The organism is Flavobacterium gillisiae (genome assembly GCF_900107635.1).
Lineage (GTDB): Bacteria > Bacteroidota > Bacteroidia > Flavobacteriales > Flavobacteriaceae > Flavobacterium > Flavobacterium gillisiae.
Genome location: NZ_FNRD01000011.1, coordinates 103,950 through 123,041, shown reverse-complemented (window position 1 = coordinate 123,041; position 19,092 = coordinate 103,950). Strand labels below are relative to the sequence as shown.

General features: G+C 34.1%; 18 protein-coding genes. 14 read left to right on the top strand and 4 right to left on the bottom strand.

The features are described from left to right. Window positions 1–122: 122 nt before the first annotated feature. Both ribH and BLV35_RS15005 read right to left on the bottom strand, forming a co-directional pair. A complete protein-coding gene (gene ribH, locus BLV35_RS15010) occupies window positions 123–698 on the bottom strand; it encodes a 6,7-dimethyl-8-ribityllumazine synthase (RefSeq protein WP_091092080.1) in 576 nt (191 codons plus the stop codon). Window positions 699–802: 104 nt separating this feature from the next. Beyond that, the gene (locus BLV35_RS15005; RefSeq protein WP_091092078.1) at window positions 803–1,576 is read right to left on the bottom strand and encodes a tetratricopeptide repeat protein; all 774 of its coding nucleotides are present in this window, start codon (window positions 1,574–1,576) and stop codon (window positions 803–805) included. Between the two features lie 246 nt (window positions 1,577–1,822). Between BLV35_RS15005 and recF the strand changes: the two genes are divergently transcribed. The 13 genes from recF to BLV35_RS14935 all read left to right on the top strand — a co-directional run bounded on the left by recF (window position 1,823) and on the right by BLV35_RS14935 (window position 16,078). Then, a complete protein-coding gene (gene recF / locus BLV35_RS15000; protein ID WP_091092076.1) occupies window positions 1,823–2,902 on the top strand; it encodes a DNA replication/repair protein RecF in 1,080 nt (359 codons plus the stop codon). 82 nt (window positions 2,903–2,984) lie between these two features. Continuing rightward, window positions 2,985–3,380: a rhodanese-like domain-containing protein gene (locus tag BLV35_RS14995; protein WP_091092073.1), complete on the top strand. Its 396-nt coding sequence runs from the start codon at window positions 2,985–2,987 to the stop codon at window positions 3,378–3,380. A 243-nt stretch (window positions 3,381–3,623) separates the two neighbouring features. Beyond that, the gene (locus BLV35_RS14990) at window positions 3,624–4,301 is read left to right on the top strand and encodes a DUF2461 domain-containing protein (RefSeq protein ID WP_091092071.1); all 678 of its coding nucleotides are present in this window, start codon (window positions 3,624–3,626) and stop codon (window positions 4,299–4,301) included. A 9-nt stretch (window positions 4,302–4,310) separates the two neighbouring features. Beyond that, on the top strand, window positions 4,311–5,378 hold the full coding sequence (locus tag BLV35_RS14985) for a glycosyltransferase (RefSeq protein WP_091092069.1): 1,068 nt from the start codon (window positions 4,311–4,313) through the stop codon (window positions 5,376–5,378). A gap of 2 nt (window positions 5,379–5,380) precedes the next feature. After that, window positions 5,381–7,228, top strand: coding sequence for an asparagine synthase (glutamine-hydrolyzing) (gene asnB / locus BLV35_RS14980; RefSeq protein WP_091092066.1), 1,848 nt, complete (start codon window positions 5,381–5,383; stop codon window positions 7,226–7,228). A 47-nt stretch (window positions 7,229–7,275) separates the two neighbouring features. Then, the gene (murB, locus tag BLV35_RS14975) at window positions 7,276–8,289 is read left to right on the top strand and encodes a UDP-N-acetylmuramate dehydrogenase (RefSeq protein WP_091092063.1); all 1,014 of its coding nucleotides are present in this window, start codon (window positions 7,276–7,278) and stop codon (window positions 8,287–8,289) included. An 88-nt stretch (window positions 8,290–8,377) separates the two neighbouring features. Beyond that, a complete protein-coding gene (locus BLV35_RS14970) occupies window positions 8,378–8,992 on the top strand; it encodes an FMN-binding negative transcriptional regulator (RefSeq protein WP_091092061.1) in 615 nt (204 codons plus the stop codon). Between the two features lie 99 nt (window positions 8,993–9,091). Next, a complete protein-coding gene (locus BLV35_RS14965; RefSeq protein WP_091092059.1) occupies window positions 9,092–10,198 on the top strand; it encodes a glycosyltransferase in 1,107 nt (368 codons plus the stop codon). Then, window positions 10,189–10,740 carry an RNA polymerase sigma factor gene (locus BLV35_RS14960; protein WP_091092057.1) on the top strand — a complete coding sequence of 184 codons (552 nt, stop codon included), beginning with the start codon at window positions 10,189–10,191 and terminating at the stop codon, window positions 10,738–10,740. Before BLV35_RS14965 ends, BLV35_RS14960 begins: the two co-directional genes overlap by 10 nt. A gap of 186 nt (window positions 10,741–10,926) precedes the next feature. Then, window positions 10,927–11,754 carry an energy transducer TonB gene (locus tag BLV35_RS14955; RefSeq protein WP_091092055.1) on the top strand — a complete coding sequence of 276 codons (828 nt, stop codon included), beginning with the start codon at window positions 10,927–10,929 and terminating at the stop codon, window positions 11,752–11,754. Window positions 11,755–11,981: 227 nt separating this feature from the next. Next, the gene (gene lipA, locus BLV35_RS14945) at window positions 11,982–12,851 is read left to right on the top strand and encodes a lipoyl synthase (RefSeq protein WP_091092049.1); all 870 of its coding nucleotides are present in this window, start codon (window positions 11,982–11,984) and stop codon (window positions 12,849–12,851) included. 36 nt (window positions 12,852–12,887) lie between these two features. Beyond that, window positions 12,888–13,883, top strand: a complete 996-nt coding sequence (gap, locus tag BLV35_RS14940; RefSeq protein ID WP_091092159.1) for a type I glyceraldehyde-3-phosphate dehydrogenase — start codon at window positions 12,888–12,890, stop codon at window positions 13,881–13,883. A 26-nt stretch (window positions 13,884–13,909) separates the two neighbouring features. After that, window positions 13,910–16,078 (top strand): response regulator, encoded by a 2,169-nt coding sequence (locus BLV35_RS14935; protein WP_091092046.1) that lies wholly within the window; start codon window positions 13,910–13,912, stop codon window positions 16,076–16,078. Window position 16,079: 1 nt separating this feature from the next. On the opposite strand, the gene BLV35_RS14930 is transcribed toward BLV35_RS14935, so the two are convergent. Both BLV35_RS14930 and lpxK read right to left on the bottom strand, forming a co-directional pair. Then, window positions 16,080–16,892, bottom strand: coding sequence for a purine-nucleoside phosphorylase (locus BLV35_RS14930; protein ID WP_091092156.1), 813 nt, complete (start codon window positions 16,890–16,892; stop codon window positions 16,080–16,082). Beyond that, on the bottom strand, window positions 16,852–17,889 hold the full coding sequence (gene lpxK, locus BLV35_RS14925; RefSeq protein WP_091092043.1) for a tetraacyldisaccharide 4'-kinase: 1,038 nt from the start codon (window positions 17,887–17,889) through the stop codon (window positions 16,852–16,854). Before lpxK ends, BLV35_RS14930 begins: the two co-directional genes overlap by 41 nt. Window positions 17,890–17,994: 105 nt before the next feature. On the opposite strand from lpxK, the gene BLV35_RS14920 reads away from it, so the two are divergent. Beyond that, the gene (locus BLV35_RS14920; protein ID WP_091092041.1) at window positions 17,995–19,089 is read left to right on the top strand and encodes a Nif3-like dinuclear metal center hexameric protein; all 1,095 of its coding nucleotides are present in this window, start codon (window positions 17,995–17,997) and stop codon (window positions 19,087–19,089) included. Window positions 19,090–19,092: the final 3 nt, after the last annotated feature.

Sequence of the window (19,092 nt, the reverse complement as noted above, 5' to 3'; positions counted from 1 at the left end):
CCAAAGTGCACAAATTTAATGAATTTATGTTGGGTTTCAGGGTTTACTCAGTCATAAATAAAACAAAAAAAACCTATACTATTAACTAAACAGTATAGGCTTTATTATAATATATTATTGCTTTATTCCTTTAGTTCTAAAGGCGTCCCCTCCTCTATTCTCAAAGGACCTGTTGACAATAAATTTTGATTTCCTTTTTGATGCGTTAACGAAGCCTGCTGACGAATAAAAGCCATTTTAATAGCCGCTATAGCCGCTTCTGTACCTTTATTACCATGAATCCCACCACTTCGATCGATCGATTGTTGCATTGCATTATCAGTAAGCACACAAAAAATAACAGGAATATCCGTTTGAATATTCAAATCTTTTATTCCTTGAGTAACTCCTTCACAAACAAAATCAAAATGCTTAGTTTGCCCTTGAATCACACAACCTATAGCTATTACAGCATCTACGTTCTGAGTTTGCAACATTTTTTTGCATCCATAAATAAGTTCGAAACTTCCAGGAACATTCCAACGAATAATATGTTCCTGCGGAACACTATTTTCTAAAAATGCCTGTTCTGCTCCATTGTATAATCCTTCAGTTATAGCTTCGTTCCATTCAGCAACAACGACTCCAAAACGAAAATTTTTCGCTTTTGGAACACTGTTTTTATCATAAACGGATAAGTTTTTATTTAAGGTCGCCATTTGATATAGTTTTTAAAATTGAATTTTTAGATTTTATAAGTTAAAGATAGAATTTTGAAATCAAAAAACTGCAGTCTTAAACCAGAATCTTAAATCCTTTTTTACTATTGTGCTAAACCGATCAAAACATCAACTGAAGAAGCCTCTGGAGACGCTTCATAATTGTCTTTAATATCAGTAAAATATTTTAATGCATCCTCTTTCTTACCTAAAGCCAAAGCTGTTTTTCCAGCTTTTAGCAAGAAACGTGGCGTAGTAAAATCATTTTTATTTGTTTCAGCAGCTTTAACGTAATTTTTCAACGCCTCTTCTGGCTTGTTGTTTTCTGCATAAGCATCTCCCATTGCACCAATTGCTAAACCACTTAAAACAATATCTTCCGACTTGAATTTACCTAAATAATCAATAGCTTCTGCATATTTACCTGTGTTCAAATAAGCCATTCCAGCATAATAGTTAGCTAAATTTCCAGCATCAGTACCAGAATACTCTTCTGCAATTTTAATAAATCCAAATTTACCTTCTGAACCGTTTAAAGATAATTTATATAATGAATCGCTCGCAATACCATCTGTAGCTTGTTGAAAGTTTTGTTGTGCAACAAACATTTCATCTGCAGCTTCCAGTTGTTTTGGCTCAGCAATAAATTTTTGATACACTAAATAACCTATAGTTACTATAGCAACAGCTCCTACAACACCAATAATCCAATTTTGATTTTTAGCAACAAAAGCTTCTGTTTTTGAAGCAGTTTCGTCTAATGTTGAAAAAACACCAGCAGTCGTACTGTCTTTTTCATCGATAATTACATTCTCAACAGTATCTTTTACTTCTTTTTCTTTTGGTGCTTTATATCCTCTTTTACTGTAAGTAGCCATTTAATTTTAATTTAGTGAACGGCAAAAATAAAATTTTTATTCAAACCGACACAAAAAAACTAGGATTTTATATTTAAATAAAAAAAAATAATTTTTTTTAGGCACCTCCCATTCAATTATAAGTAAAAATAATTAGCACAGAAAAAGTTCAAAACGGCTTTATATCAATATTTTTCAATAATTTGCACCCACTTTAAAAAAGCCTTTCAAAAACAACAAACTCCTCAATACCAGTAAGCCCTAAAGATGTATTTAAAAAAGATTTCATTATTCAATTATAAAAATTTTTCAGAAGCAAACTTCGAATTTGACGGAAAGATAATTTGTTTTGTAGGTAAAAACGGCATTGGAAAAACAAATGTATTGGATGCTATCTATCATTTATCCTATGGCAAAAGTTATTTCAACCCATTAGCAGTCCAAAATATCAAACACGGCGAAGAATTTTTTGTTATTGATGCTGAGTTTATAAAAAACGAAAGAAACGAGCAGGTGGTATGCAGTTTAAAGAAAGGTCAAAAAAAAGTATTAAAACGCAATGGCAAAGCGTACGACAAATTTTCAGACCATATTGGCTTTATTCCCTTGGTTATCATCTCCCCGGCCGACCGGGATTTGATTGTTGAAGGCAGTGAAACCAGGAGGAAATTCATGGATAGCGTCATATCACAATTAGACCCTCAATACCTACAACAGCTCATACAATACCAAAAAGTCCTAAATCAACGCAATGCATTACTTAAATATTTTGCCTTAAACCGCGTTTTTGAAATCGACACCCTTTCCATATATAATGAACAACTTGATGGTTATGGAAAATCTATTTTCGAAAAAAGAAAAGAATTCATAGCGCAATTCATCCCTATTTTCAATACACATCACCATGCCATCACCGGATCGCAAGAAACAGTTCAGCTGGTTTATGAAAGTCATTTATTCGAAAATAATTTACTAACACTTCTACAAGAAAACATCAATAAAGACAGAGCGTTACATTATACAAGTGTGGGCACGCACAAAGACGACTTGTCATTTGAAATCGATGGCCACCCAATTAAAAAATTCGGTTCCCAGGGACAACAAAAGTCCTTCCTAATTGCTTTAAAGTTGGCGCAATTTGAATTTCTAAAAAAACAAAGTGGTGTAAAACCCATTTTACTGTTTGATGATATCTTCGACAAGCTAGATGAAAGTCGTGTAGCTAAAATAATAGAGATGGTCAATAGCGATACTTTTGGACAACTTTTTATTTCAGACACACACCCAGAACGCACCGAAGCAATTGTAAAGTCGACACACCAATCCTATAAAATATTTAACTTATAGCGGTGTTTATTTTATGATATAAAACCCTTCTATCCTTATAAATTACTTATTTTAGCCTAATCAATTTTTAAATTAAATTCTAATGAAATTTCGTTCCATATTATTCTTACTAATTTCCTTCGTTATACTATCATGTGATGGTCAAGCCGCAAAAAACATAAAAACGATTGAAGCAAAAGATTTTGCTGAAACAATGAATACAACCCAAAACCCGCAAATCCTCGATGTACGTACTCCTGAGGAATTTACAGAAGGGCACATCAAAAATGCTGAAAATGTAAATTGGTTAGGTGACCGTTTTATTGCTGATGCAGAAAAATTTGACAAGACAAAACCAGTTTTTGTTTATTGTAAAAGTGGCGGAAGAAGTAAAAAAGCAAGTCAAAAGCTTCAGGAATTAGGATTTACAAACATATATGAACTAGAAGGCGGCTTTATGAAATGGAGCGCTGAAGGTCTTAATATGTCAACAGACTAAATTATCCACGTGAGCAGCTAGGAATATAGTGAAAAAGTATTCATTTATTTATATGCAGATTGGCCTACGTCCTTGTAAATTTGTGAATTAGGATTTACTGATAGCATTGTCATTATTAATCTAAATGCAGATAAAAACAAGACCTTCCTGTCACAAATAAAAATCTACAAACTTCCTATTCTTTTAGCATCCAAAAACAAAGAAACGAAGAAGATTTAAAAACACAATTACAATAGTAACAGCATGCTTTCAAAAGATTCACTACAGTTCCTGAAAGATTTACAAGCAAATAACAACCGGGATTGGTTTTTAGATAATAAAAAAAGATACGAGATTTTCAAAAAAGACTACCATCAACTAGTTGCTGATTTTCTTGATATCATGAAACCTTTGGACCCCACATTAGAACTGCTAGAAGTAAAAAACTGCACTTTTAGGATTAATCGGGACATTCGGTTTTCCAAAGACAAATCACCTTACAAGTCTCACATAGGAGTTTGGCTGTCATCAGGAACAAAAGGACAAAGCCGTGCTGGCTATTATGTTCATATCGAAAAAGGCGCCAGTTTTATCGCCGGTGGCTTCTATGCACCGTTAGCAGACGATTTGAAAAAAGTTCGCAAAGAAATCGCTTATTTTTATGATGATTTAGAAGCAATTTTAAATGAAAAAGAATTTAAAAAGGTATTTGGAGATTTTGATCGAAATGAAAAAAGCACACTCAAAAACCCACCTAGAGGATACGACAAAGAACATCCCGCAATTGAACTTTTAAAACTAAAAAGTTTTGAAGCTAGTGTTAAGTTTGACCTATCAGAAATCCTGAATAAAGATTTCGTTTCTAAAATGAGTAAAAAACTCATCCTTTTAAAACCTTTGAATGAGTTTATCAATCGGGCATTGACTACTGACGAATTTTAATTTATTTCGATGAAAAAAAGAAAAATACTTTTTCTTGGCGAATCTTATAGAGCTGATGCCATAACTTGGACGAATGGACTAAAAGAATTTGGTGATTTTGAAATAATCAGTTGGGAATTAAAAACACCAAGCGATACTTTTTTCAACAGAATAAAACGGCTTTGTGAATACAACTTTGCTTTGTTTAAAATTAAGAAGATAATAAAGCTGCACCAACCAGATATGGTCATTGCCGAAAGAACCACGAGCTACGGCCTTCTTGCCGCTTTATCTGGTATAAAACCGGTGGCTATTGCACAACAGGGCAGAACCGACTTATGGCCAGAAGACTCTATTCTATTGCCGCTCAAAATAATAATTCAAAATTACGCCTTCAAAAAAGCGACCCTTATTCATGCTTGGGGGCCGGTAATGACTCTTTCAATGACTGAAGCGAATGTGGAGATGAACAAAGTCTTGGTTCTTCCAAAAGGGATTGACTTATCGAAATTTGACAATAAAAACACCGCAAATCCCGAAAAAATTACTGCAATTGTCACTCGTTCTCTATTGCCTGAATACCGTCATGATGCCATTTTAAAATCATTTGACCTTTTAAACAAAAAAGGGATTGACTTTATCCTCACTATCGTTGGCGACGGAACACAGCTTGCTAACTTACAAAATTTAGCAAAAAAATTAAATATTGAGAAGAAGGTTTTTTTTACAGGGAGAATTCAAAATACGGAATTACCTAAATTACTACAAGAGTCTAACTTTTATATTAGTATGCCAACAACCGAAGGCGTATCAGCATCATTATTTGAAGCAATGGCCTCTAATTGTTATCCTATTGTTTCCAATATTCCCGGTAATCAAAGCTGGATTACCCATCGTGAAAACGGACAATTAATCAATGTCGATGATTCAAAAATGCTAGCTGAAGAAATAGCATGGGCCTTCGAACACACTGATTATAGGAAAGAATCCGTTTTGAATAACAGAAAATTTATCGAAGAAAACGTCGATTATAAAATCAATATGAAAATAATTGCCGCCAAATACCACGAATTAATTAACACTACTAAAACAAATTAGCTATGTGTGGAATTAATGGAATCTTACATATACAGTCACAAAAAAAAGTGGATAATCGTCTTCTGACCAAGATGCGTGATTCACTGGAACATCGCGGCCCTGATGATTCCGGCGTTTTTATTGAAAATAATATTGGTTTCGGTCATAGAAGGCTTTCAATTCTTGATGTATCGGCTGCTGGTCATCAACCTTTTCTTTCTGATAACGAAAGATATGTAATGGTGTACAATGGTGCAATTTACAATTTCAAGGAGTTCTATCCTGAACTAAAAAGTAATGGATTTGATATCAAGACAAGCTCTGACACTGAAGTTTTAATGAAACTTTATGAACTCTATGGCTTAAAAATGCTTTCTCGTCTCAACGGAATGTTTGCATTTGCCATTTGGGATAAATTAGAAAAAAAGCTTGTCCTCGTGCGAGATAGAATGGGTGTCAAACCTCTATATTATTCATTTTATAACGAAACATTCTATTTTGCATCTGAACAAAAAGCGCTTTTCACAGCTGGGGTTCCACTTAAAATTGCTCAGGACGGACTAGAAGAATATATTTTTAACAGATTTGTAACAGGGAAAAATACTTTATATCAAAATGTAAACAAAGTACTTCCCGGACATAGTATGACCATCCATGAAGGAGGAAAAATCACTAGTAATAAATGGTGGAATTTAAAAAAGGAAATTCAAAATCAACCTAAAATTAAAAATCCAGTCGAATGGTTTAAAGAAACTTTTGATGATTCAGTAAGATTAAGAATGGTAAGTGACGTTCCTGTTGGTGTTTTACTGAGTGGAGGCCTCGATTCTTCATCAATTCTTACTTCCTTAAACCACCAAAATTACAAAAGCGTACAAACCTTCAATATCGGTTTCAAGGAGGAAGAACACAACGAATCACATCTAGCAAAAAAGATGGCTGAAAAATTCGGATATGATTTTCATACTATGCAACTCGAGGGCACAGCTCTTTATGACAATCTAATAGAGTCAACCTACCTTCAAGACGAACCCATAATGCATTTAAGTGAGCCGCATTTACTAGCTCTCTCAAAAATGGCAAAACCACATGTGAAAGTCTTACTATCTGGTGAAGGTGCTGATGAATTGATGGGTGGTTATGTTCGATACAAAACATTACAATACCCATCCTTACTAAATTCAATTGCGACGATAGGAAATTTGGATCTTTTTGAAAAAAATCCACGTTATGAAAAGCTCATTCGATATTCGCAGATCAGTAAAAAATCTGATTTAATATTCTATAATGGTTGTAATATTTATCCTGAAGATATTTCAAAAACTTTCGGAATTCATGCTACACCCAAAAATGAATATAGAAGGAAAATATATAAAGAAGCAAAAGCTTTGTATCCGGATAACTTAAGAAGACAAGCGCTCTATTTTGATCAGCAAACGTATTTACGCTCACTTCTTTACCGAAATGATCGTGTCACTATGGGCGCATCAATAGAATGCCGCGAACCTTTTTTAGACCAAAGACTAATAATAGGTTTAGGTTCTTTGGAAGACAAATGGATGTTCACCGGAAAAAAAGGAAAATTCATTCTAAAAACAGCAATGCAAGACCGTCTACCCGAAGAAATTCTAAAATTCAAAAAAGTAGGACTAAGTGCTCCATGGGGAGATTATTTAATAAAAAGCCCCGCTTTCAAAGACGAATTAGAATCTTTTTCGAAAAGTGATCTTTTTCGAATGCCTTACTTCGAAAATATAAACATCAAGCAACTAATTCAGAATTTAGAAAAAGGAGATATCAGAATGATTCCATATATTATGCCATTATTTATGATGCATATCTGGATGAAAAGCTATGCAAATAAATTTTAATTCTTACTTTTGGACCCGAAACTCATTCATAAAAAGCACTTTCTTTCATGGAAATACAAACTGATTTTTCTCTAAAAAACTATAATACTTTTGGCATTGAAGCCAAAGCAAAACAATTTGTGGCAGTACACAGTATCGCCGAATTGACGACTATTTTAGTGCAAAACAAATCCGACAGTAAATTCATCCTTGGTGGTGGTAGCAACATGCTTTTAACTAAAGATATTGAAGCTTTAGTAATTCACATTGACCTGAAAGGAAAAAAAATTGTAAGTGAAAATGAAGATTACGTTTGGGTAGAAAGCCAAGCTGGTGAAAACTGGCACGAATTCGTATTATGGACAATTGATCAAAATTTTGGCGGACTGGAAAACATGTCGCTTATCCCGGGAAATGTAGGGACTACTCCCGTACAAAATATCGGGGCATATGGAACCGAAATGAAAGATACTTTTGTGTCTTGTGAAGCGCTAACCACTATAAATCAAGAATTAAAAATATTCACAAAAGAAGAGTGTCGTTTCGGATATCGTGAAAGCATCTTTAAAAACGAAGTAAAAGACCAATACATAATTACGTCAGTGGTTTTCAAATTAACAAAACGAAACCACAATATCAATACGTCCTACGGTGATATCACGAATGAATTATCTAAAAACAACATTACAAACCCTAGTTTGAAGGAGGTAAGTGATGCTGTTATTGCCATTCGACAAAGTAAATTACCCGATCCCAAAGAACTAGGAAACAGCGGTAGCTTTTTTAAAAACCCAATCCTTTTAAAATCTGATTTCGAAAAAATACATCAGCAATTTCCTGAAATGAAATACTATGACATCTCAGAAACCGAAGTAAAAGTACCTGCAGGATGGCTGATAGAGCAGGCTGGCTTTAAAGGAAAACGCTTTGGAGACGCAGGAATCCATAAAAACCAAGCGTTAGTTTTAGTGAACTATGGAAAGGCGACGGGACTAGAAATTCTAAATGTTTCAAAAAACATTCAAGAAACGATTTTTAAAACATTTGGCATTTACATTGAAGCCGAAGTGAATATAATATAAATTAAAGTTTCAATACCAAAATTCTAATGCTGAGTAATGCGATTTAGTGACCAAATTATAAAAACGTTAATCTAAAATCAAAAATCACATGTTCATCCCTGATATTTACAAAAATGAAAATCAAGAAGACATTCATGCTTTTTTACAAGCAAATAGTTTTGGCATCCTTATCAATCAAACAGAAGCCAAGTTAACTGCAACCCACATCCCGCTGGAGCTGGACACTAACAAAGAAGGGAAAACTATTTTGCAAGGACATCTTTCAAAAGAAAATCCACAATGGAAAGGTTTCTCTGAGAATGATCAAATACTGGCTATTTTTTCTGGTCCGCACTCCTATATTTCATCCTCATGGTACGATCATGAAAATGTTCCTACTTGGAATTATATCGCGGTACACGTTTATGGTAGAATTAGAATTATCGAAGGAGAAGCTGTTATAACATCTTTAAAGAAATTAGTAGATAAATACGAGAAATCATCTGAGAACCCTGTTCGTGTTGAAGGTTTATCAAAAAAAACCATGATGCAAACTCGCGGAATTGTCGCTTTTGAAATTGAAATTACCGAAATTCACGCGACAAAAAAACTATCTCAAAATCGTGATGATAAAAATTACGAGAATATCATATCAGAATTAGAAAAAACTGAAGACAATCAGTCAGTTGCACTTGCAAATGAGATGAAAAAATGTCCTCGATAATTTTTTAAAAATTCAATAATTTATCATTTACAATTCACAATTCTATTCATACCTTTGCGCTTTCCCGAAATTTCGGGTTTAATAACTCATAAAACTCAGATGCTTATAATAATTCTTTACTTTTTTATTGTTGTCGTTGCCATTCAACTTTCATATTATTTAGGTGTTTTCGGAAAATTTTCTTTCGCTAAAGCACAAAAAACAACACCGAAAAGACTTTCCGTATCTGTTATCGTATGCGCCAAAAACGAAGAGGAAAATGTGGTTAATTTTATTCCGCTACTTGCTGAACAGAACTACCCTGATTTTGAAATCGTCTTGATAGACGACGCTTCAAGTGATGGTACTTTGGATATATTTGAAGACTTTGAAAAACAATATCCAAATATCCGTTTGGTAAAAGTCCAAAATAACGAGGCCTTTTGGGGAAATAAAAAATACGCCCTAACCTTAGGAATAAAAGCTGCTAAAAACGATTATTTATTATTTACAGATGCTGATTGCTATCCTACTTCTAAAGAATGGATAACAGCCATGAGTTCTCAGTTTACAATGCAAAAAACGATTGTATTAGGATACGGAGGATACGAAAAAATCGCCAACTCCTTTCTTAACAAATTAATTCGTTTTGAAACTCTACTTACTGCAATACAATACTTTTCATGGGCAAAAGCAGGACATCCTTATATGGGAGTAGGTAGAAATTTAGCCTACAAAAAAGACGAGTTTTTTAATGTAAACGGTTTTATAAATCACATTCAGATACGATCGGGAGATGATGATTTATTTGTAAATGAAGCTGCTACAGCAAAAAACACGGCTATTGCTTACGCTCCCGAAAGTTTCACATATTCGAAACCGAAAACCAAATATAGAGATTGGATTACCCAAAAAAGAAGGCATGTTGCTACCGCAAACCATTATAACACATTAGATAAATTACAATTAGGCCTTTTCTATTGTTCCCAGTTATTGTTTGTTATACTTCCTATTATCTTACTATCCTTTCAATTTCGTTGGATTCTGGTATTAAGTTTAATTGCTGTGAGATATATTGCTGTTTGGATTGTTATCGGTTTTTCAGCGGGAAAATTAAAGGAGAAAGATTTAAAATATTGGTTTCCTATTGTTGAATTAGTGCTTATATTCACACAAATCAATATCTTTATATTGAATACTTTCTCAAAACCGGTACATTGGAAATAAATAATCAAATCGAAAAAGCAAAAAAAGGAGATCAAGCGGCCTTCACCTTTCTATTGAATTATTACTGGAATGAAGTATATGGCTTCATGTTAAAACGCACCGAAAACGAGACCAGCGCTGAGGATATTACTATAGAAACATTTTCGAAAGCTTTTGATAAAATTGCGAGTTACAACCCTGAATTCCAGTTTAACACTTGGCTTATTAGTATTGCTAAAAATGTGCATATCGATTTATTACGCAAAAAGAAATCCAGTCTTTTTGTAGAAATTACAGACCAAGAAGACAAGAAAGCTTACAATATTGCTGACACTACTCCATCTAAAGAAGACGAACTGATAACAGAACAAAATCTTTCTCAGTTACTGCGATATATAAAAGAGCTCAAACCCCATTACCAGGAAGTAATCCAATTGCGTTATTTTCAAGAAATGAGTTATCAGGAAATCGCCAACAAAATTGACGAGCCGTTAAGTAACGTGAAAATTAAACTCCTTCGCGCTAAAAAATTACTAGCAGAAATCATTCGAGATAAGCGCTAATTCAGTTCCTCATTAGCACCTTGTTAGCTTAAAAAATCCCCCTACACTATACTTTTCTACTCTTCCTATTTTTCTTGCAAAAATAACCTCTGTTTTACATACTAAATTTCTTGTTATTTGCGTTAGTACTTAAAATAGCACATGCTTATGATTTAACTGATACTTAACCCATTAAATCCATGAATTATGTCAAAACTAAGTCTTTACGAAACCAGCTGGATTAATCTAGTTTTCGAAAACAAAAACAAAGAATACGGGGCATATCAATTGCGTCAAGAAAGTGCCAAAACTTCCTTATTTGCACTTTTTATGGGTTTACTATTATGTGCTTCTCTAGCAAGTATTCCAAAGATTATGAGTCTTCTTAATCCTGAAAAAAACATACCTACACTAACTCCCGACAGTATTGATCAAATTATTCAGGTGACTAAAATTTTTCCGAATCAAGTAAAAAAGATTGAACAACCGATTCTCCCGAAGGCGATCCAACAAAAACCTACGGTCCTCATTGAAAAACAACAGTTCATAAATCCCACAATAGTAAAAGCTGCATTAGCGACTCCAGACATTGCGAAAAACATTGAAAACACAGCACCAATAAATGAGAGTTCTAATGGGGTTGCAATTATCGGGACCAATCCTGTTGCATCACAAGGAATAGGAAATGCTACTCCCGCAATCACTGATTACGGAAATACCGTTGTAACCAGTGCGCTACTAGACAAGCTTCCTGAATTTCCTGGGGGAATTGCTAAATTCTACACCTACATAGGGAAGAATTTTGAAAGCCCTGAAATAAACGCTGAAAGAAGTATTCGTATTTATGTTTCTTTTGTGGTTGAAAAAGACGGAAGTATGACTGACGTACAAGTAAAAAACGATCCTGGTTATGGACTAGGAAAAGAAGCTATTCGGGTGTTAAAGTCTTTAAAAACAAAATGGACTCCAGGAATGATAGGTTCTAAACCAGTGCGAACCTCCTACAATCTACCCATCATTGTTCAAATGAATTAGTCTTCAACAAAAAAGCAGAATCGAGAGGTTCTGTTTTTTTTATGTCTACACCTAGAAACAAAACATTAACAAATACCTATAGTTCTAGCCTAGAAAGCAATGAAAAGCTGGAATTAGCTCCAAAAAGCAGTATAAAAAAGCAATATAAAAACGGCGCTCAAGCTTCATGCCCGAAACACCCTATTTTAAATCAACATTCCTTATATTTGCAGTCTCAAAATTGATTTATGGAAACTGTTTTAGAAAATACTTTACCTGTTCAAAAACCAAAATGGTTGAAGGTAAAACTCCCGATAGGACAAAAATACACTGAGCTTCGTGGCTTAGTGGATAAATATAGTTTGAATACGATTTGTGCATCAGGAAGCTGCCCTAACATGGGTGAATGCTGGGGTGAAGGGACTGCTACATTTATGATTTTAGGAAATACCTGTACCCGTTCTTGTGGTTTTTGTGGCGTAAAAACCGGTAGACCTGAAACGGTAGACTGGGATGAGCCTGAAAAAGTAGCGCGTTCCATAAAAATCATGAATATCAAACATGCTGTAATTACCAGCGTAGACAGAGATGATTTAAAAGATGGAGGTTCTATTATTTGGATAGAAACTGTAAAAGCCATCCGAAGAATGAATCCAACCACTACTCTGGAGACTTTGATTCCTGATTTCCAAGGTATCGAAAGAAACATTGACCGTATTGTGGACGCGAATCCTGAAGTAGTTTCTCATAATGTGGAAACCGTACGCAGACTAACTCGTGAAGTGCGTATTCAAGCGAAATATGACCGTAGCTTAGAAGTTTTAAGATACCTAAAAGAAAAAGGAATCAAGAGAACAAAGTCTGGGATTATGCTTGGTCTTGGTGAGCAAGAAGAAGAAGTTTTTCAGACAATGAGAGATCTTCGTGAAGCTAATGTAGATGTGGTAACAATAGGTCAATACTTGCAACCAAGTAAAAAACACTTACCGGTTAAAGAATTTATCACACCAGATCAATTTGCCATCTATGAAAAATACGGATTAGAATTAGGATTTCGTCATGTAGAGAGTGGCCCATTAGTTCGTTCTTCCTATAAAGCACAGAAGCACATTCTATAATTATGTTAACTGTTGAATGCTAAATCTTAAATGAATATAAAAACAAAAATTGCCATAAATGGTTTTGGAAGAATTGGTCGAAATCTATTTCGATTGCTTTTAAACCACCCTACTATTGAAGTTGTTGCTATAAATGACATTGCTGATACAAAAACAATGGCCCATTTATTAAAATACGATAGTATTCACGGAGTTTTACCTTACAAGGTTAGCTCAGATGAGAAAGGAATTCTTGTGGAAGAAGACCATTTTCTATTTTTTCATGAGAAACAAATTTCAAATTTAGATTGGAAAAGTTTAGCTATCGATTACGTAATCGAATCTACTGGTAAATACAAAACTTATGAAGAGTTAAATGCGCATATAATCGCAGGAGCTAAGAAAGTAATCTTATCTGCTCCTTCTGAAGTCGACAGTATCAAAACTGTTGTTATAGGCGTAAACGATCATATTCTTGACGGTACAGAAACTATTATTTCTAATGCGAGCTGCACAACGAATAATGCAGCACCTATGATGAAGGTAATTGACGAACTATGTGGAATAGAACAAGCATATATCACTACCATTCATTCGTACACCACAGACCAAAGCCTGCACGATCAACCCCATAAAGATCTACGCAGAGCACGTGGAGCTAGCCAATCCATTGTACCTACAACAACTGGAGCAGCCAAAGCATTAACAAAAATATTCCCTACATTAGACGGCAAAATAGGCGGTTGCGGAATTCGAGTACCCGTTCCAGATGGATCATTAACGGATATTACATTCAATGTAAAACGTGCCGTTACAATAAATGAAATCAACGAAGCATTTAGATATGCTGCCCAAAATAATTTAAAAGGAATTTTAGATTACACAGAAGACCCTATCGTTTCTGTAGACATTATTGGAAATAAAAATTCATGTGTCTTTGATGCACAGCTTACATCCGTAATAGACAAAATGGTTAAGGTAGTAGGATGGTACGACAATGAAATAGGATATTCATCAAGAATAATAGATTTAATACTACTGACTGTAAAATAAAAATTGCCCAGAAAAATAAACAACAAATGAGATACCTTTTGGTTTTTATGTTTTTTATTAATTCATTTCTTTATTCTCAAAAAAAAGAGAGTACAGATAGCATTGCCTATTATACCAATCTGGCAAATTCTAGCATCAAAGAAAACAAATACAAAGATGCGCTTCTTTTTACTCAGAAAGCAATCAATTATTGCGACAACAATGGACAAACAGAAGCCCAAGCAATCCAAACGTATAATTTAGGTGTACTTTATTATAACCTCAATAAATACGGTGATGCCAAAGATATTTTTAATGAAAGCATCGCTTTATTCGAAAGTTTACCACCATCACACGAAGCTGCTAAAAATTATTATTACCTAAGCCTTTCCTACATTGGTGTAAACAATTACAAAGCTGCTGAAACCGCTCTTAATAAGGCATTATTTATTTATAAGGAATTAAATATCGATACTGACGAAGATTTACTTAATCTTCAAAAAGGGATTATTTACAAAGCGAACGGGAATCTTAATACTGCAGCATTCTGTTTTAATTCTGTAATTTCTAAACCGGACAATCCAGCTATCCTCGACGCTAAAGTAGAGGCTTTATATCAAATGGGCCTTATCGAAGCCTCTAATAATAGAAATAATCTCGCGCTAACTTATCTTAACAAAGCATTTGACCTTAACTCCAAGGAGAACAACTTAAATCAAAAATCAAGAGTTTTATTAGCACTAAGTAAAGTATATGAAAAAACTTTAGATAAGAGCAATGCCTACTTGTATTTGAAACAGCACCTAAACTTAAAAGAAAGTTTAGAAATTGCAAATAATGAAAAGTTAGGCATCGATGATTACGAAAACTTTAAAGAAACGCAGCGAATAAAAAAAGCAAAAAGAATTAACCATAAAAATGCTGAAGAAGAAAAAACCAATAAATTTTCTAAACTCATTAACATTCTGGCAATTGCCTTAATCACCATTTTATCACTGCTGAGCTTATCATTGTACAAAAACAATATCATCAGAAACAAATCAAACCTATTACTCAAAGAAAAAAACAATGAATTACTGATTGAAAAAGAAAAGACGGAAAAAGCCTCAAAAGCCAGGTCTGAATTTTTATCAACAGTAAGTCATGAGCTTAGAACACCTTTAAATGCCATAAATGGAATAACCCATCTGTTGCTGGAAGAAAACCCAAAGGAATCACAATTGCATTATTTATCCTCGTTAAAATTCTCCGGAAATTATTTAGCCACCTTCATTAATGAAATTCTTGAAATCAACAAAATCGATTCTAACAAAACTGAAATAGAGTACATTAAATTTAATCTAAAGGAACTTTTAGAAGATATAAAGAACTCGTTAAAAGGGCTGGCAATTACCAATAATGATGTTTTTACTCTCAATATCGATTCAAATATTCCAGATAATTTAATTGGCGACCCCACTAAGTTATCCCAAATATTCATGAATTTGATTAATAACGCCCTCAAGTTCACAAAGGACGGGAGCGTAACAGTTACTACCAAAGTAACTCAGTTAGAAACCGAAACCGTCATCCTATCCTTTGAAATTACGGATACCGGAATAGGAATATCTGAAGACAAATTAGAAACTGTATTTGAGAGTTTTTCACAAGGATCTGTGGAAATCAACCGCAAATTTGGAGGAACAGGCCTTGGGTTAACCATTGTAAAAAAACTGATTGAAATACTAGGAGGAGAAATAAAGCTCCAAAGTATCCTAGGGCAAGGTTCTACTTTCTTTTTTGATTTACAATTTAAAGTAGACAAAAATCAATTGCCAGAAGAGGCCCCTATACAAACTTATGACGATGAAACTTTAAAAAACAAAAAGATACTTATTGTTGAAGACAATAAAATCAACCAAATGATTACCAAAAAAATGCTCGAAAATAAGGGTATCGTTTGTGAAATCATTGACAACGGTGAAGAAGCAATTGAAACTGTTAGAAACAATAATTATGACATGGTTTTAATGGACGTTCATTTACCTGGAATCAACGGTACCATTGCAACAAAGCAGATAAGAGAATTTGATTCTGTTACTCCAATTATTGCAATAACAGCCATTTCTCTAGATGAAAACAGAGAAATGTTGCTATCCTTTGGTATGAATGATGTAGTTACTAAACCATTTGCTCCTGAAGTTTTCTACACTGTAATTGCAAATAACCTTTCTTAGTTTAGTACTTTAAAATTAATTCTTTGATTAACTTTCTTACGTTAGGTTCTGCATTTTGTGCTGCTTCTAATACTTCGTCATGAGAGATGGAGTCAATATTATCTTCGTCTCCTATGTCTGTAATTACAGATATTCCAAAAGTTTCTAAATCCATGTGACGCGCCACAATAACTTCTGGGACAGTTGACATTCCTACACAATCAGCACCTAGAATTTTAACCATTTTATACTCTGCCAACGTTTCAAAACTAGGCCCTTGCAAACCTAAATAAATCCCGTCTTTAACTTCTATATTTAATTCTAAAGCTAGCTCTTTTGCTTTTGCAATCATTTTTCTCGAATAAGGCTCACTCATATTTACAAAACGGGGACCAAAACGTTCATCATTTGCACCACGTAACGGATGCTCTGGCGTAAAATTAATATGATCCTTTATGATAATAATTTCTCCAATTTTATAAATAGGATTCACTCCACCTGATGCATTTGAAACTATTAGTTTTTTAACTCCTAAAAATTTTAATACACGTACTGGAAAAGTAACTTCCTTCATAGAATAGCCTTCATAGAAATGAAAACGCCCTTGCATGGCTACTACCTTTTTATCACCAATAGTCCCAAAAACCAAAGCCCCTTTATGGCCCTGAACAGTAGATACAGGAAAATTAGGAATTTCATTATACGGTAGTGTAAATTCTATTTTAATATCCTCCGTAAAACTTCCTAATCCAGAACCTAATATAATCCCGTATTCAGGATTGAAACTATTTATTTTATTGATATAACTTACCGTCTCTTGTACTTGTTCCCACATAATTAATAATTGTTTTTCTAAACTTTTCATCTGCTGCGAGAAATTGACTTTTTATCGGTAGATAAAAAAGCTGATCGGCGGGCAATCGTCCCTGCAATCGAACATAATCCTTCTCAGTAGTAATAATGATCTTGTTTAGCGATTTATTTTTAATGTCTAAAATGTCTTTTTCACTAAAATGATGATGGTCTGGAAAATCCATCGTTACATCATTTGCAGCCTGCAAATATGCAAAAAAAGATGCTGGTTTTGCAATACCCGCCAAAAGTAATTTATCTCGCCCTACTAAATCCGTTACTTTTATTTGCTCTTCATCAGAAAAAACAAATTCATCGTACTCAATGCTTGTAAAATACAACTCTTGATTTTTGGTGATTTTCAATCTATTTTTAATGCTATCCTGCTCTGCTGCTGACAGGTTTGAAGGGCATTTCGTAACGACAATTACATTGGCTCGTTTTGCTCCGCTCCTACTTTCTCTTAAATTCCCCGTAGGAAGAATAAAATCATCACAATATAACTCGCCATAAGACGTAAGCAAAATATAGAAACCCGCTTTTACTTTCCTATGCTGGTACGCATCATCCAGTAAAATAACCTCTGGCTTTTGCTTTTGCGAAAGCAGTTGTTCGATCCCGTTCTTCCGATTGGCATCAACAGCCACTTGAACGTTCTTAAATTTTTTATAGAATTGAAAAGGCTCGTCGCCCAACACTTCAGCATTAGATGTAGCGTCCGCTAAAATAAAACCTTCAGACTTTCGCTTATATCCCCGACTTAATGTCGCGACATTGTAGTTCTTTGCAAGTAACCTAATTAAGTATTCTATTTGAGGTGTTTTACCTGTACCACCCACACTAAGGTTCCCAACTGCTATAATAGGTAGATCAAAAGCATAGGATTTTAAAATTCCGTCATCAAACAGAAAATTCCGAATACCCGTTATGAAACCATATAAAACAGCAAACGGAAAGAGTATTTTTCGCAGTAAAATCATTATACGAAAGTATAATAAATTATCTTTGAATTGAAATCAAAAGTGTATTTGTTAGCTTGAGTATTCTTTTTTTCGAAAAATCAAGCCACTAAATAATCCAATATCATGAAAATAAAAGAAATCCTTTTAGTACTCGAAGAAATGGCACCGCTTGCTTATGCGGAAGATTTTGATAATGTAGGCTTACTTGTTGGAGACCAAAACACAGAAGCTACGGGCGTATTGGTATGTCATGATGCACTGGAAAATGTCATTGATGAAGCGATTACAAAAAAATGCAATCTAGTCGTATGCTTCCACCCTATTTTATTCTCAGGATTAAAGAAAATAACAGGCAAAAATTACGTGGAACGTTCCATAATCAAAGCCATAAAAAATGATATTGCCATTTATGCTGTTCACACGGCTTTAGACAACCATCAAAACGGAGTTAATAAAATATTTTGTGATGCGCTAGGACTTAAAAACACCAAAGTCTTGATTCCCAAACAAAACTTCATTCGGAAATTAGTTACCTATACTATTCCTGAAAATGCTGAAAAAGTGCGCAACGCACTATTTGACGCCGGAGCCGGAAACATTGGTAATTATGAAGATTGTAGTTTCAACTCTAAAGGAATTGGAACCTATATGGGTAACGAAAATAGCGATCCACAATTAGGAGAGCGATTTGAATTTGTGGAAACCGCTGAAATTAAGATCGAAGTGACATTCGAAAAATATCTAGAATCAAAAATACTTAAAACCCTATTTAGTAATCATGCTTACGAGGAAGTCGCGTATGAAATTTATGAATTACAAAATAGCCATCAAAATATAGGTTTGGGAATGATTGGTGAGTTTGAAACTCCAATGAATGAAAAAGCATTTTTAACTGCTGTGAAACAAAAAATGGAGGCAGAAGGAATTAGGCATTCTGCATTTACAGGAAAACCGATAAAAAAGGTGGCCGTCTTAGGTGGATCAGGAAGTTATGCGATAAAAAATGCAATTATGGCTGGAGCCGATGCTTTTTTAACCGCTGATTTGAAGTACCATCAGTTTTATGAGGCCGAAAATCAGCTTCTTTTGGCAGATATTGGACATTTTGAAAGCGAACGCTATACAAAAAATTATATTGTTGATTATCTTCGGAAAAAAATCCTTAATTTTGCAATCATTTTATCAGAAGAAAATACAAATCCAGTTAAGTACTTATAGAAT